Origin of the sequence: Candidatus Nitrosacidococcus tergens, assembly GCF_902810445.1 — a bacterium.
GTDB classification, from domain to species: domain Bacteria; phylum Pseudomonadota; class Gammaproteobacteria; order Nitrosococcales; family Nitrosococcaceae; genus Nitrosacidococcus; species Nitrosacidococcus tergens.
Window position 1 is genome coordinate 1,596,651 of record NZ_LR778175.1, and the last position, 14,784, is coordinate 1,611,434.

17 protein-coding genes are annotated in these 14,784 nt (G+C 36.4%); 8 read left to right on the forward strand and 9 right to left on the reverse strand.

Annotated elements, in window-relative coordinates:
• Positions 1–189: 189 nt before the first annotated feature.
• From hisC to NSCAC_RS07735, 9 genes are read right to left on the reverse strand one after another with little or no spacing between them, the layout of a single operon-like run.
• Entirely contained in the window at positions 190–1,278 is a 1,089-nt protein-coding gene (hisC, locus tag NSCAC_RS07695) for a histidinol-phosphate transaminase (RefSeq protein WP_197744227.1), read from the reverse strand.
• Entirely contained in the window at positions 1,278–2,573 is a 1,296-nt protein-coding gene (hisD, locus tag NSCAC_RS07700) for a histidinol dehydrogenase (RefSeq protein WP_197744228.1), read from the reverse strand. The genes hisC and hisD overlap by 1 nt, the downstream gene beginning before the upstream one ends.
• On the reverse strand, positions 2,566–3,207 hold the full coding sequence (hisG, locus tag NSCAC_RS07705; RefSeq protein ID WP_197744229.1) for an ATP phosphoribosyltransferase: 642 nt from the start codon (positions 3,205–3,207) through the stop codon (positions 2,566–2,568). The genes hisD and hisG overlap by 8 nt, the downstream gene beginning before the upstream one ends.
• Positions 3,200–4,495, reverse strand: coding sequence for a UDP-N-acetylglucosamine 1-carboxyvinyltransferase (gene murA / locus NSCAC_RS07710; RefSeq protein WP_197744230.1), 1,296 nt, complete (start codon positions 4,493–4,495; stop codon positions 3,200–3,202). Before murA ends, hisG begins: the two co-directional genes overlap by 8 nt.
• Before the next feature lie 58 nt (positions 4,496–4,553).
• Entirely contained in the window at positions 4,554–4,784 is a 231-nt protein-coding gene (locus NSCAC_RS07715; protein ID WP_197744231.1) for a BolA family protein, read from the reverse strand.
• Between the two features lie 39 nt (positions 4,785–4,823).
• Complete coding sequence (locus NSCAC_RS07720) at positions 4,824–5,120, reverse strand: STAS domain-containing protein (protein WP_197744232.1); 297 nt, start codon at positions 5,118–5,120, stop codon at positions 4,824–4,826.
• A gap of 59 nt (positions 5,121–5,179) precedes the next feature.
• Positions 5,180–5,656, reverse strand: coding sequence for an outer membrane lipid asymmetry maintenance protein MlaD (mlaD, locus tag NSCAC_RS07725; RefSeq protein WP_197744233.1), 477 nt, complete (start codon positions 5,654–5,656; stop codon positions 5,180–5,182).
• Between the two features lie 10 nt (positions 5,657–5,666).
• A complete protein-coding gene (gene mlaE / locus NSCAC_RS07730) occupies positions 5,667–6,446 on the reverse strand; it encodes a lipid asymmetry maintenance ABC transporter permease subunit MlaE (RefSeq protein ID WP_197745356.1) in 780 nt (259 codons plus the stop codon).
• Between the two features lie 48 nt (positions 6,447–6,494).
• Positions 6,495–7,328, reverse strand: coding sequence for an ABC transporter ATP-binding protein (locus NSCAC_RS07735; protein ID WP_197744234.1), 834 nt, complete (start codon positions 7,326–7,328; stop codon positions 6,495–6,497).
• Between the two features lie 299 nt (positions 7,329–7,627).
• Between NSCAC_RS07735 and NSCAC_RS07740 the strand changes: the two genes are divergently transcribed.
• The 8 genes from NSCAC_RS07740 to NSCAC_RS07775 all read left to right on the forward strand — a co-directional run bounded on the left by NSCAC_RS07740 (position 7,628) and on the right by NSCAC_RS07775 (position 14,765).
• Positions 7,628–8,554, forward strand: a complete 927-nt coding sequence (locus NSCAC_RS07740; protein ID WP_197744235.1) for an MlaA family lipoprotein — start codon at positions 7,628–7,630, stop codon at positions 8,552–8,554.
• A 75-nt stretch (positions 8,555–8,629) separates the two neighbouring features.
• Entirely contained in the window at positions 8,630–9,601 is a 972-nt protein-coding gene (locus NSCAC_RS07745) for a KpsF/GutQ family sugar-phosphate isomerase (protein ID WP_197744236.1), read from the forward strand.
• 21 nt (positions 9,602–9,622) lie between these two features.
• Positions 9,623–10,144, forward strand: coding sequence for a 3-deoxy-manno-octulosonate-8-phosphatase KdsC (gene kdsC / locus NSCAC_RS07750; protein ID WP_197744237.1), 522 nt, complete (start codon positions 9,623–9,625; stop codon positions 10,142–10,144).
• A 49-nt stretch (positions 10,145–10,193) separates the two neighbouring features.
• Positions 10,194–10,733, forward strand: coding sequence for an LPS export ABC transporter periplasmic protein LptC (lptC, locus tag NSCAC_RS07755; protein WP_197744238.1), 540 nt, complete (start codon positions 10,194–10,196; stop codon positions 10,731–10,733).
• Positions 10,711–12,012 (forward strand): lipopolysaccharide transport periplasmic protein LptA, encoded by a 1,302-nt coding sequence (gene lptA / locus NSCAC_RS07760; RefSeq protein WP_197744239.1) that lies wholly within the window; start codon positions 10,711–10,713, stop codon positions 12,010–12,012. Before lptC ends, lptA begins: the two co-directional genes overlap by 23 nt.
• Before the next feature lie 9 nt (positions 12,013–12,021).
• On the forward strand, positions 12,022–12,774 hold the full coding sequence (gene lptB, locus NSCAC_RS07765) for an LPS export ABC transporter ATP-binding protein (protein ID WP_232085920.1): 753 nt from the start codon (positions 12,022–12,024) through the stop codon (positions 12,772–12,774).
• A 26-nt stretch (positions 12,775–12,800) separates the two neighbouring features.
• Entirely contained in the window at positions 12,801–14,252 is a 1,452-nt protein-coding gene (locus tag NSCAC_RS07770) for an RNA polymerase factor sigma-54 (RefSeq protein ID WP_197744240.1), read from the forward strand.
• Between the two features lie 39 nt (positions 14,253–14,291).
• Complete coding sequence (locus NSCAC_RS07775) at positions 14,292–14,765, forward strand: PTS sugar transporter subunit IIA (protein ID WP_197744241.1); 474 nt, start codon at positions 14,292–14,294, stop codon at positions 14,763–14,765.
• The last annotated feature ends 19 nt before the right edge of the window (positions 14,766–14,784 follow it).

Below are 14,784 nucleotides of genomic sequence, written 5' to 3' on the forward strand. Positions count from 1 at the left end.
GGAAATGAATTGTTTATAGGCAAAATTAAATTTACAGACTTTGCAGAACTTGTGTTTAAAGGCTACTCAATCTGTTATTGCTATATCTGAACCTAATAGTTCTAGCTTAATAGGTATAAGCCCGATCTTATCGTTTATAGGATTTACAAAGTTTAGTACTAGATATAATAATCTGAGGTATTTATATTTTTAGCTAATACTAGTAAGAGCAATTTTTAATGCCTTTAAAAATGCAGTATTTTCCTTTTCAGTGCCTATAGTCACTCTCAAGCAATCTTGAAGTACTCCTCCATAGTTTGAAAGGTTCTTAATTAAAATTCCTTGCTTCTTAATTGATAAGAAAATATGTTCTGCTTGATTAAGCGGAGTACGGAAAAGAATGAAATTTGCATCACTAGGATAAACACGAATCTCTGGTATTTTTAATAATTCATTAAATAATTGAGCTCGATGTAAGCAAATAAGATTTGTTTGTTTATCCAAAATTTCCGTTTGAGTCAAAGCAAATTCAGCACTAATCTGAGTAAGTTGATTAATGTTATAAGGAAGGCGAATTTTCTCTAGCGTTTCAATCCAATCTGGGTTACCTACGAGAATCCCTAATCTCAGCCCTGCCAGTCCAATTTTGGAGAGCGTTCTCATGACTAACAATTGATCTTTATACCGATTAAGCAAGGGAATAAGTGTCTTTTTTGCAAAAGCAGTATAGGCTTCGTCTACTATCACTAACCCAGAAGTTGCTTCAATAATATTTTCTATCTCTTTGGGATCGAAAAGATTGCCTGTAGGATTATTCGGGTAGGCAAGAAAAATTACTGCAGGATTTTTTGCTTGGATAGCTTGTAACATCGAGGGAAGATCTAAAGAGAAATCTTGGTGTAGCGGTATGCCTTGATATTCTAATCCTAGCATTAGGGAGATTTGCCGATACATTACAAAAGTAGGATCGGGGGCAACTATGGTATGGTTTCCTGCTATTGCAAACAGTATCATTTGAATCAGCTCATCAGAGCCATTACCCAGAATAAGATCTATATCATCCGGTATGTCTAAATAAGAGCGAATTTTTGATTTTAGGTGATGCGATTGTGGATCCGGATAACGATTAATATTTGCAGTCTTTAGCTTTTCTAACCAAGCAGTAATAAGACTTGGAGGCCATGTGTAGGGATTTTCCATCGCATCTAGCTTAATTAGCTCCCCTGGATCTACCGTGTGATAAGCAGAAAGTGCTTTAATTTCAGGACGAACCCATTGAGTGATAAAATCATTAGTCATTAAAAACGGTGTTCTGCTGAGCGAGCATGAGCAGTTAATCCCTCCCCTCTTGCTAAAATAGAGGCAATTTTTCCTAAATTTTGGCTACCTTTAGGCGAACACTGAATTAAGCTAGATCGTTTTTGAAAATCATAGACTCCTAAGGGAGAGGCAAAACGAGCAGTACGAGAAGTAGGCAATACATGGTTAGGGCCTGCACAGTAATCCCCCAAAGCTTCAGCAGTATATCGACCCATAAAAATAGCACCGGCATGACGAACATGAGAGGCTATATCTTGAGGATTCTCTACAGAAAGCTCTAAATGTTCAGGGGCAATAAAGTTAATAATTTCTAATGCCTGATCTACGTTTTCTACTTCAATCAGCATTCCTCTATTTTTTAAAGAGGTCTCAATAATTTTATGCCGTTCAAATGTAGGTAGTAGTTTTTCTATCGTTCTTTCTATTTGATCAAGAAAATTCTTATCTGTAGATAGTAATATAGCTTGTGCATCTTCATCATGCTCTGCTTGAGAAAATAAGTCTGTTGTAATCCACTCTGAATCAGTTTTTCCATCACAAAACACTAAAATTTCGGACGGACCTGCAATCATATCGATCCCTACCTGTCCAAATACTATGCTTTTAGCAGTAGCTACGTAAATATTACCAGGACCCACAATTTTATCTACCTTAGGGATGGTTTCCGTACCAAAAGCAAGGGCAGCAATAGCTTGAGCACCGCCAACTGTAAATACTCGATCGACACCTGCTACAGCAGCAGCGGCAAGTACTAATCTATTAATTTCTCCATGAGGCGAAGGAACTACCATTATGAGTTCAGGCACCCCTGCTACTTTCGCTGGAAGAGCGTTCATAAGTACTGATGAGGGATATGCAGCTTTTCCTCCTGGAACATAGAGTCCTACTCGATCTAAAGGAGTAATTTGCTGCCCTAGTACCGTACCATCTGCTTCTGTATAAATCCAAGATTCCTGCCTTTGGTGTTGATGATAGTGGGTAATTCTCTGAGCTGCTGTTTTTAATGCTTCTTGCTGATCTATAGGGAGGGCGGATAGAGATGCCTCTATAGTATCCATAGGGACTTCTAGATCTGCTACGGAAGAGGCAGTGACATGATCGAATTTATAAGTATATTCTAGTAATGCCTTATCTTTCTTAGAGCGGACTTCCCTAACAATATCCTGTACTATGCTCACTATATTTTCGTCAGCTACACTATTCCAAGCCAGTTTTTGTTCTAAAACTTTCCAAAAATCTGCTTGATCGATCTTAAGTCGGCTAATATTAGCCATGATACTTATCCACTGCAATTGTCATAAGATGAATAAACTCTTTAAGTTGCTGATATGCCATTTTCATAGCTGCTTTATTAACTATTAATCGAGAGCTAATATGAGCAATATGCTCCCATGGCACTAATCCATTGGCTTTAAGAGTATTACCCGTATCTACTAAATCTACTATACAATCTGCTAGGTTAACTAGAGGGGCAAGTTCCATGGATCCATAAAGTTTAACCAGTTCTACCTGTTGTCCTTGTTGAGCATAAAAACGACGAGTACTATGGATATATTTTGTTGCAATACGTAAATAACTAAACTTAGGAGGTATTTCTGTTTTACCTGCTACTATCATCCGACAGCAAGCTATTTTAAGATCTAAAGGCTCATACAATCCATTTCCTAAGTGTTCTAATAATACATCTTTACCAGTAATCCCTAACTCAGCAGCACCATATTCTACATAAGTAGGTACATCAGTGGCACGAATGATAACTAATTTAAGATCATCTCGATTAGTATCTAGAACAAGTTTTCTACTTGTTTTAGGATCATCTATAGGGTAGATACCACTAGCAGCCAGAAGTGGTAGTGTTTCATCAAAAATTCTACCTTTAGAGATTGCAAGCCTAAGAGATTTAGCCATAAATTGAATAAATATCACTAACAGTGTAGTTTGAAACTCGCTTAATGTTTGCACCTAGATTTTGTAGTTTCTCTTCAATACACTCATAACCTCGATCAATATGGTAAATACGATCTACAATAGTAGTTCCTTGTGCAGCTAATCCTGCTAAAACAAGGCATGCAGAAGCTCTCAGATCGGTGGCCATCACAGGTGCTCCTGTTAAATTCTTTACTCCTTTAGTGACTGCAGTATTTCCTCTTAAATTAATTTCTGCTCCCATACGTTGGAGTTCTTGAACATGCATAAAGCGATTCTCAAAAATCGTCTCTGTAATAGCGCCACTACCCTCTGCTACAGCATTAAGTGCAGTAAATTGAGCTTGCATATCAGTAGGAAAAGCTGGATAAGGAGCAGTACATACATCTACCGCTTTAGGTCGTTTTCCTTTCATGTCTAAATAAATCCAATCTACCCCTGTATCAATTTCTGCACCCGCTTCTTCTAGTTTTAATAATACTGCATCCAAAATTTTTGGATCAGTATTTTTAAGTTTCACTTTTCCACCGGTAAGTGCACCAGCAGTCAAATAGGTACCTGTTTCAATACGATCAGGGAGCACAGTATATTTTGTACCATTAAGTGTAGAGACACCTTCAACTGTCAAAGTAGTAGTTCCTACTCCTGTTATTTCTGCTCCCATCTTATTGAGAAGGTGGATTAAATCCGTGACTTCTGGTTCACAAGCAGCATTTTCAATAATCGTAACTCCATTAGCTAGAGTAGCTGCCATTATTAAATTCTCAGTACCTGTTACAGATACTTGATCCATTAATATTTTAGCCCCCCTTAATCGTCCGTGGGTTCTAGCATGAATATAGCCATTTTTAATGGTAATATCTGCACCCATAGCTTGTAACCCGTGGATATGAAGATTAATGGGTCGAGAACCTATAGCACAGCCACCTGGTAAAGAAACATCTGCTTTACCATACCGCGCTAAGAGTGGTCCTAACACTAAAATAGAAGCTCTCATAGTTTTCACTAACTCATAAGGTGCACTAAATTGAGTTAATGTGCTAGTATCTATTTGGATATTGAGATCATCATTTACTGTAAAAACAGCCCCCATTAACCCAAGTAACTCTATAGTAGTAGTCACATCCTGTAAGTGCGGAATATTACAGATTTCTATAGGTGTGCTTGCAAGCAAGGCAGCAGCAAGCATAGGGAGAGTAGCATTTTTAGCACCCGATATCCTAATTTCCCCGTTTATAGGGGTACCACCTGCAATTAGTAGTTTATCCAAACCATATTACCTACAATAATAGTAGTCATGGTAATAGGGAAACAAATAAGCTACTGTACTAACCTTCTTCTTCTGGAGTTTTAGTGTGAAGTGACAGTGCGTGTAGATTAGATTGAAAACTATTTCCTAAAGTCCCATAAACCATACGGTGCCGCTCAAGTAAGGTTTTTCCATTAAACCCCGCATGAATTATAAATGCTTCAAAATGGTGATTATCCTCACTATAGATTGCGACTTTAGCACCGGGTAACCCGGATTCTATCATATGTTTAATTGTATTAGCGTCCATTTAAAGTAATTCCAAAGCTATAGCTGCAAATATTAATTCTTAGCTGAAAGGGATAATTTGATCAAGATCACTGACTTTTGCAAGTGCTAATATCTTTTCCGATACGTTTAAAAATTGAAGAGATTTGTTTCTTAATCTAGCATAGCGCATCCAAGAGATAAGTAAGACAAGACCAGCACTATCTATATGTGTAACTTCTTGTAGATCAACTCTTATATCATTTACAAACTCAAATAAATCTATGCCCTCTTCACCAGCATTGATTACAGTATCAAAAGTGAGTACACCTATAATTTTAAAATTCTTGGTAGAAGTTGTTTCAATTTTATAAGACACTTAACTTCTTTCTAAATTAATCAATATAAAAAGTATTAAAAATTTCTACTGATTTAGAATTAAGAATTATTATCTCCTTCAGCTGTTTTTTTATAGAGAAACTGACCTATTAATCTCTCTAATACTAGTGCTGGCTGTGTTAAAGTAATTTCATCCCCGCTTTTTAAAACAGTTTCAGATCCGCCTGGATCTAAGGCAATATATTGTTCCCCTAATAGCCCTGCAGTATAAATACTTGCACCAGTATCTTCAGGAAGATAATTGTATTTAGATTCAATTTGCATTATTACTTTAGCGTCATAAGTTTTAGGATCAAGCTCTATTGATGCAATTCGACCAATAGTCATTCCTGACAAAGTAACACGAGATCTTACTTTAAGAGCACCAACATTTTGAAACTTAGCCATGATAGGATAAGTATTCTCTGTTGCAACAAGACTAAGATTACTCACTTTCACTGCTAATAAGAATAGGGCTAATAAGCCAGCAGCTACAAATAAACCTACAATAAGTTCCAAACTGGTGGATTGTTTCATAATTTAGTTACTAAATCCCAAACATTAATGCAGTAAGTAAAAAATCTAGTGCCAATATTGAAAATGCAGAATATACTACGGTGCGGGTAGTTGCCTGAGATACTCCTTCTGAAGTAGGGATGCTATCATAACCCTCAAAAACTGCAATCCAACTTAATACAAATCCAAATACAATACTCTTAACAACACCATTTAATACGTCGCCTCTCCAGTCAGTAGAGTCCTGCATATGAGTCCAAAACGCACCCTGATCTACACCGAGTAAGCCTACCCCTACAAAATACCCTCCTATAACTCCTATTGCAATAAATAGAGCAGTTAAAAGAGGCATAGAAAAGCAGCCCGCTAAAAATCTAGGAGCAATAACTTGACGCATAGGATCAACTGCCATCATTTCCAAAGCAGATAATTGCTCCGTCGCTTTCATTAATCCAATTTCCGCAGTGAGTGCTGATCCAGCTCTTCCGGCGAAAAGTAATGCACTAATTACAGGACCTAGCTCTCTAACCAAGGTCAAGGAAACCATAGCTCCAAGAGATTGTTCAGCTCCAAATTTTGTTAGTGTAGTATAACCTTGTAGTCCCAAAACCATACCAACAAAAATACCTGAAACTATTATAATAGACAGGGTTAAAACGCCTACAGAATACATTTGAGTAGCTACTAAAAAGGGACGTAAAATCAAAACAGAGCTACTTAGTAATAGCTTCATCAGAAAGAGGCAACTTCCACCTAAACGCTGGAAAGTACTTAGTCCCCATAGACCTAGAGAGCGAATAAACTTAACCACCAAGATCCTCAAGTTATAAAAATTTGCTAGTTAACGAGCTTGAATTTCTTATTCTACATCATCTAAATCATCTATATTATCCAAATCTAACAAGTCTTTTCTATAGTCTTCACCAGGATAATGAAACGGTACAGGACCATCAGGTAATCCCTGTATAAATTGTTTAGTAGATTCTTGAGTAGATTCTTTAATTTGATCAGGAGTGCCTTGATCTATAATTTTACCATTAGAGAGAATATAGATATAGTCAGAAATTGATGCTGCCTCCTGAACGTCATGAGAAACTATAATACTTGTAAGTCCGAGAGTATCATTAATAGAGCGGATAAGATGCAGTAAAGCCCCCATAGAAATAGGATCCTGCCCAGTAAAAGGCTCATCATACATAATCATCATAGGATCTAATGCAATTGCCCTAGCTAAGGCCACACGACGTGCCATCCCACCTGAAAGCTCACTGGGCATCAAATGGCGGGCGTTGCGTAATCCTACTGCCTGAAGTTTGATAAGCACTAGATCTCTGATCATCGATTTAGATAGGTTAGTATGTTCTCGTAAAGGAAAAGCAACATTGTCGAATACAGAAAGTCCAGTAAGTAAAGCACTACTTTGAAACAGCATACCTATACGCTTGCGTAATGTGTATAGTGCTTTATTCGATAAATTTGCGAGGTTTTGACCATCTATATCGATGGTGCCTTGGGTAGGAGATAATTGTTTTCCAATGAGGCGAAGTAAAGTGGTTTTTCCAGTGCCGCTAGGGCCCATAATTGTTGTTATTTTTCCTCTTTCAATATTAATATCAACGCCATTAAAAATGGATCGTGCCCCTCTGGAAAAATGCATATTCTGCATTGTAACTAGCGGATTGTTAGATTTCATAGGGTATAATCTAAATAAGTACTATATTAGAAATTTATTTGTTTTCATTTAATTGCGTACTCTAGATGCATAAATTTATGAAGTTCATTTTATATCTTCAATATATGATCTACACTGGTACAAAATCTGTTGTTTAAGAAATTTTTAACAATGACTTTTTAGAAGTAGAGTTCTAATATAATACTAAAACAGTTAAGACAGGAAATGCTGTATAAAGTTCTTTAGAATATTTAGATGTCTTAAACTAGGTCTGATAAGATGTATAAGAGTTACTTTTTTGAGGCGGTTTTAATAAAACTATGAACAGAACATCGGTAGCAGGATGGCACACCAAGTGCGGGTTATTACTACTTATAACTATATTAGCTGGCTGTAGTAGTACTACAAAAATAGCAGCTCCTGATCCTAGAGATCCTTTTGAGCGATTTAATCGTACTGCCTATAAAATGAATGAAGTTACAGATCGCCTTCTTATGAAGCCTGTTGCTAAAGGATACCAAAAGGCTGTTCCTGGTCCCATTAAAAAGGGGATTCATAACTTCTTTAATAATATCGATGATGTTATTGTTCTAGTGAATGATTTTCTTCAAGGAAAATTCCAGCGAGGAATCACTGATATGGCACGAGTGCTTACAAATAGTACTGTAGGTTTAGTTGGATTTGTTGATATGGCATCTTTAGGGGGAATGAAAAAACATAATGAAGACTTTGGTCAAACTCTCGCTGTTTGGGGGGTGAAATCTGGCCCTTATCTAATTATGCCAATGAGTGGTCCTTCTACTGTTCGAGATGCTATCGGATATGGAATGTATGGTGCTGCTTGGCCTGTCACTTATTTTCCTAGCCTAGGCATTCGCCTTGGTCTCAGTGCAGTGCGAACAATAGACATGAGGGCAAATTTACTAGCTGCTAAGGATATACTTGATGAATCCTCCTTAGATCCTTATGTTTATATGAGAGAAGCATATTTTCAACGTCGGGAATTTGAAATTCATGATGGTAAAGTACCCGCGAAAGATTCTTATGATAATTTTGATTTTGACGATAGTGATGACGATGAGGATTCTGCAAGTAGAAATCTTCTATTTAAACAGTATTATTCTTTAGTCTCTAAACCTACTGATCCTGTTTTTCCAGAGCACTTTGCTCCTGCACGTCCATTAAAAAAGAAACCAGATCTTAATGAGGAAGCGATTCCTAGTAATAAATTAGTTTCTAATAATTGATCTTTACCTCTCCTCTGCATGGAATTTTCTATAAATTGATTTCTTAAATATCCTCAATATCCTTACTTTTTAAGTATGGATACTAAAGTAATTCAGTTAGGTATTGCTGTTCTTGAAACTGAAGCTAAAGCAATAGCTGAGCTTAAAACTAGAATTGACAGTAGCTTTGTTGCTGCATGCAAATATATGCTCTCTTGTACTGGGCGAGTTATTGTTTTGGGCATGGGCAAATCAGGTCATATTGGCGGTAAGATTGCGGCAACTCTAGCAAGTACTGGAACACCTGCTTTTTTTGTACATCCTGGAGAAGCAAGCCATGGTGATTTAGGGATGATTACTGATAAAGATGTAGTACTTGCCCTTTCCAACTCTGGAGAAACTGAAGAGATCTGCATGCTGCTTCCTCTAATTAAACGCTTAGGTATTCCTTTAATTGCATTGACTAGCCGATCCCAGTCAACTTTAGGAAAAATATCGGATGTGCATATTGATATTAGTGTTGCACAAGAAGCTTGCCCTTTGGGGTTAGCGCCTACAGCAAGTACAACGGCATCGCTTGCAATGGGGGATGCATTAGCCATTGCTTTATTAGAGTCTAGGGGGTTTACTAAAGAAGATTTTGCACGATCTCACCCTGGAGGACAATTGGGTCGACGTCTTTTACTTCACATTAGAGACATCATGCACCAGGGCACAGATATTCCAATAGTTAGAGATCATGATCTTTTGAGTCAAGCTTTGCTAGAGATGACCTCTAAGGGATTAGGTATGACAACTGTTATAAATAATACAGGAGAGCTCATCGGAATATTTACTGATGGAGATTTGCGCCGATCTCTAGATCAAGGGATAGACATTCATCATACTTTGATCGCACAAGTAATGACAGTGAATTATAAATCTCTAGGTCCTGACCAACTTGCCGTAGAGGCATTAAGTATTATGGAACGTTATCGAGTCAATGCCTTACCTGTCGTAGAATACTCAACTCAAAAATTAGTGGGTGCTTTAAATACACATGATTTGCTCCGTGCAGGTGTTTTATGAAAATTATAATAACTGAATTTTATGGACGATGTTTTTATTAAAGCTGCGAAAATTAAACTAGTTATTTTTGATGTAGATGGTGTTTTAACTGATGGAGGGCTTTTCTTTAATTCTAATGGACAAGAAAGTAAAGTTTTCCATTCTAGAGATGGCCATGGAATGAAAATGCTACAAAACACAGGAATAAAAATTGGGATTATTACAGGACGTACTTCTGATGTTGTCAGTCGAAGAGCAAAAGATTTAGGTATTGCTTATGTATATCAGGGACAAAAAGTAAAACTAGCTGCCTATAAAAAATTGATTAATAAGCTTAAATTTAAACCTTATGAAACTGCTTATGTAGGAGATGATATAGTAGATTTAGGTGTTATGAAACAAGTAGGCTTATCAATTGCCGTTCAGGATGCTCACCCTTTAGTAAAAGAACAAGCCCATTGGATAACCCCCAATATAGGAGGAAAAGGGGCAGCTCGTGATGTTTGTGAACTCATCATGAAGGCACAAAGTACCTTACAACCCCAATTGGAGCAGTACTATTAGTCGCCGATTCCAATTTAGAAGTATTGTTACAGTCCTTTCTATTATCTTCTTGATAAATTGGACAGCTTTAATAAAAAAACCGGTACCCCCAAAAGCTGATTATAATCCACATAACAAAAGATATAATATTGACTACTTCATGGATAACTTTATATCCACTGAAATAGATGAGCAAGGATTACCACATCATACTTTAAGTGGTCCTAGAATGGTTCATTACTCTGAGAATGATGTGATCGATGTAACTACCCCATATATCGTTTTTTATCAGAAAGATATTTCTCCAAAATGGAGTGCTATTTCCGAGAGAGGGCTGACCAAAGGCAACAGTGATAGAATTTTCCTTATAGGAAAGGTAGTTATTCACCAGTTAGATGAAAATGGTATTGAAATGGATGATATGACAATTTTCACTAGAAATGTAAGGATAGAATTAGAGAAAAAATATGCTGAAACTAGCCAGCCGACTACTATGCTTAGCCCTTCAGGAAGAACAGATTCGGTAGGTGCTCGGCTCTACTTTAATGAAGATCGAGTAGAGTTAATATCGCAGGTTAAAGGGGATTATGTATCAACAGGTAAGCCTTAGTTTTATTATTTTTGGGCTTATTATTCTAAATTTAAATTGGAAAATCGTACTTGCTTCTAGCAGTACTGAAGAAAAACCTATTCATATTGATGCCAATCGTGGAGAGCTAGATGATCGTAAACAAACAGCTATCTATTACGGCGATGTTCATCTAACTCAAGATGATATGAAAATTGATTCTGATACTTTAACCATCTTCTATGATGAGAACAAAAAAATTGAAAAAATGATTGCGGTAGGAAAACCTGCATGGTTTCACCAATTACCCAGTGATGGTTCTAAAGAAACGAAAGCCAAAGCATTACGCATGGAATATGAAGCTGATAAATCAATGATTTATCTTTTTAAAGAAGCTCATGTATGGCAGGGAGACGATGATTTTACAGGAGATTACATAGAGTATGATACTGAGCACCGCATTGTTAAAGGGCAAGGAGGAGAAAAAGGAACGAGCACAGGGCGTATCCATGTAACGATTTATCCTAATGAGGAAAGTAATATTGCCCAAAAAGATAAACTAGATTCTGTAGCAAATACATCTAAGAAAGAAAAAAAAGTAACTAAAAATTCCTTACCAACTAACACAAACTTAGAGAATCATACTAATAATAATGAAGAATACTCTGAGCAAATAAAAAGCTATGGCTATACAAAGACAAAATTAAATCTTCGATCAGAGGCTAGCACAAAAGCCAAAATATTAGCTCTACTACCAGAGCGTACACCTATCACTATTCTTAAGACGAATGGCGAGTGGTTCCAAATTACAGCTACTATTAGCGGAAAAACCTTAAAAGGTTGGGTAGCCTCACGTTTTATTAATATTGAAGCTAAACATCGAAAATTAGAGGGCTTAAATTTATCAGAACCTCAGACTAAAATAAAACCTGAGAAAGATGATATTAATACTAAAGAAGATGTAAAACTGCCTGAGAATAAAGCAATAGTTACAACAAAAAATAAAGGTACCCTAGAGATAATACCAGAAGATGAATTAAAACCATCTGAAATAAAGAAATATGAAATAAAAGATCCTCCGGCACTTGAAGGTGCTCTCTCCGATGGGCGTACTAAAACATGGTTAAAATTACTTGATCGCCCTCATCGTAAGGGTAAAGAAACCGCTCTTATTCCACCACGAACTCAAGTGGTTATTTACGGTCACCAGGGACCTTGGGCACATATTGCTACCCTTGTGAATGGAAAAGCAGTAAAGGGTTGGGTTAAAGAGAGTGATATTCGGCTTAAAGAAGAGGATGATCTGGAAGAATCATCCTAAAGTATTTTTATGGATCATGTAGTAGATAGATCATCTATAAGCAAACTAGCTGCTCATCACCTTGCAAAATGCTACCAATCTCGCTGGGTAGTAAAAGACGTTTCAGTCGAGCTTTTAAGCGGCGAGGTAGTAGGTTTATTAGGTCCTAATGGTGCTGGAAAAACTACTTGTTTCTATATGATAGTAGGGTTAGTTCCTCCAAATAAGGGACAAATTTCTTTAAACCATCATAATATTACTCACTATCCAATTCATCGTCGTGCCAAGTTGGGTATAAGCTATCTCCCTCAAGAAGCTTCTGTATTTCGTAAACTTACTGCAGCTGAAAATATTACTGCAATTGTTGAAACACGAAATAATCTAACTAAAGCACAGCGTGACCACTTAGTGGATAGTTTACTGAATGAATTGCATATTACCCATGTAAGGAACACGCTAGGAATGAGCCTTTCTGGAGGAGAGCGAAGACGAGTAGAGATTGCAAGAGCATTAGCAGTAGAGCCGCAATTTATATTGTTAGACGAACCATTTGCGGGTGTGGATCCTATTTCAGTGCTAGACATTCAAGACATTATTCGCCATCTTACTAATAGAGGAATTGGCGTGCTTATTACTGATCATAATGTTCGAGAAACTTTAGGCATTTGTCAACATGCCTATATTGTGAATGCAGGAGAGGTAATTGCTAGTGGCGAGCCTCAAGAAATTCTTAATAACGAGCAAGTCAAAGAGGTCTATCTAGGTCATAACTTTAATCTATAATTAGTACTTAAAAAATCATAATAAAAATGAAAACCGGACTCCAATTACGATTAAAACAACAGCTTGCATTAACCCCTCAATTACAACAATCAATCCGTCTATTGCAGCTTTCTTCTATTGATCTCCAAAATGAGGTTCAACAGATGCTGGAATCTAATCCACTATTAGAACAAGTTGGACATGAAGAAGAGCATATTGTAAAAAACGAAGAATCTAAAGATTCAACATCTACTTTACTAGAAGAGAATATACCTGAAGATCTTTCCATAGATGCAAATTGGAGCGATATTTATGATTACTCTTTATCTCCAAAGCCATCTAAAGATGAGTCTCCCTTTGATATAGATAGTATTAAAAACACTCAAGAGACGCTACAAGAATGCCTACTCTGGCAAGCTTATTTAAACACTACGAGTGAAAGAGAATTTTTTATTACTAGTAAAATTATTGATGCAATTAATGAACAAGGCTATTTAGATAGTTCGCTTAAAGAAATAATAGAAACTATAGAAACAGATATTGTAGTTGAATCCGAGGAAGTTCAGGCAGTTTTGTCTAAGGTACACAATTTTGATCCTCCAGGAATTGGTGCAAGGGATTTAAAAGAGTGTCTTTTATTACAGCTCAATCGCTATCCAACTGATACTCCATTATTAGACCTTACTAAGTGGCTTGTTCTACGCTATTTGCCTGATTTAGCAGAACATAACTATGAAAAAATAATTAGGGAAATTAACTTATTGCCAATATGGGAAGAGCTAAGTAGAGAAAAATTAGATTCAATATTAAAAATGATCCGCTCTCTTAATCCCTATCCAGGCTATCAAGTACAATCTAATAAAATAGAGTATATTATTCCCGATGTTTATGTCACTAAGTCTAATGGTCGCTGGAAAACTGAATTAAACCTAGAGGTTATTCCTCAGCTTAGAATTAATAGCTACTATAAAGATTTAACCCGCAAAAATAATAATGCACCTGCTACACAGAGTTATTTGAAAAATCAACTTCAGGATGCTCGTTGGTTTATTAAGGGAATACATGTTCGTAATGAAACTTTACTAAAAACTGCTACCTGTATTGTTAAATATCAACAGAAATTTTTAGAGCATGGAAATGAAATAGATATATGTCCATTAGTATTACACGATGTTGCAGAATCTATTGCTATGAATAAATCAACGGTATCTCGTATTACTACGAATAAATATATGAACACCCCTTGGGGGATTTTTGAATTAAAATATTTTTTCTCTAGTAGTATAAAAACAGAAAATGGAGAAGGTTATTCCTCAACTGCTATCCGTGCTGCAGTTAAAAAATTAATTGCACAAGAACCAGCAAATAAACCTCTAAGCGATAATGCTATTGCACTAGTATTAGAAAAACAAGGTATCAAAATATCTCGCCGTACAGTAACAAAGTATCGAGAGTTTTTGAATATTCCCACATCTAGCGAACGAAAAAAATCTTCATAAACTTTTATAAATATAGTTATTAACACTATATAAATCACTATGAAAATCACTGAAATTCTCACTCTAGAGCAAGTTATTATTGATTTTTCAGCAAGCAGTAGTAAACAAGTACTAGAGCAACTTGCTAAATTACTTTCCCATGGTACTTATGGGTTGGAGGTAACAGATATCTTAAGTCATTTACTAAGCAGGGAACGACTTGGAAGTACTAGTATTGGCAATGGCGTTGCTATTCCCCATGCCCGAATAGAAGGTAGTCCATATACTATTGCAGCATTTATCCGTTTAAAGGAAGGAATCGATTTTAATGCGATTGATAATAAACCCGTAAGTTTATTTTTTGCTCTATTAGTACCTGAAAAATCTACGGATGAGCATTTAAATTTACTTGCTCAGTTAGCAACACTATTTCGCAACTCTAAACTACGCCAATACTTACGAGAAGTTAAAGATCCTCAAGAATTATTACAGGCTCTAATAGAATGGGATAGTACATCAAGCGTATCTAAATAATTCGGTGCTATAGTACTAA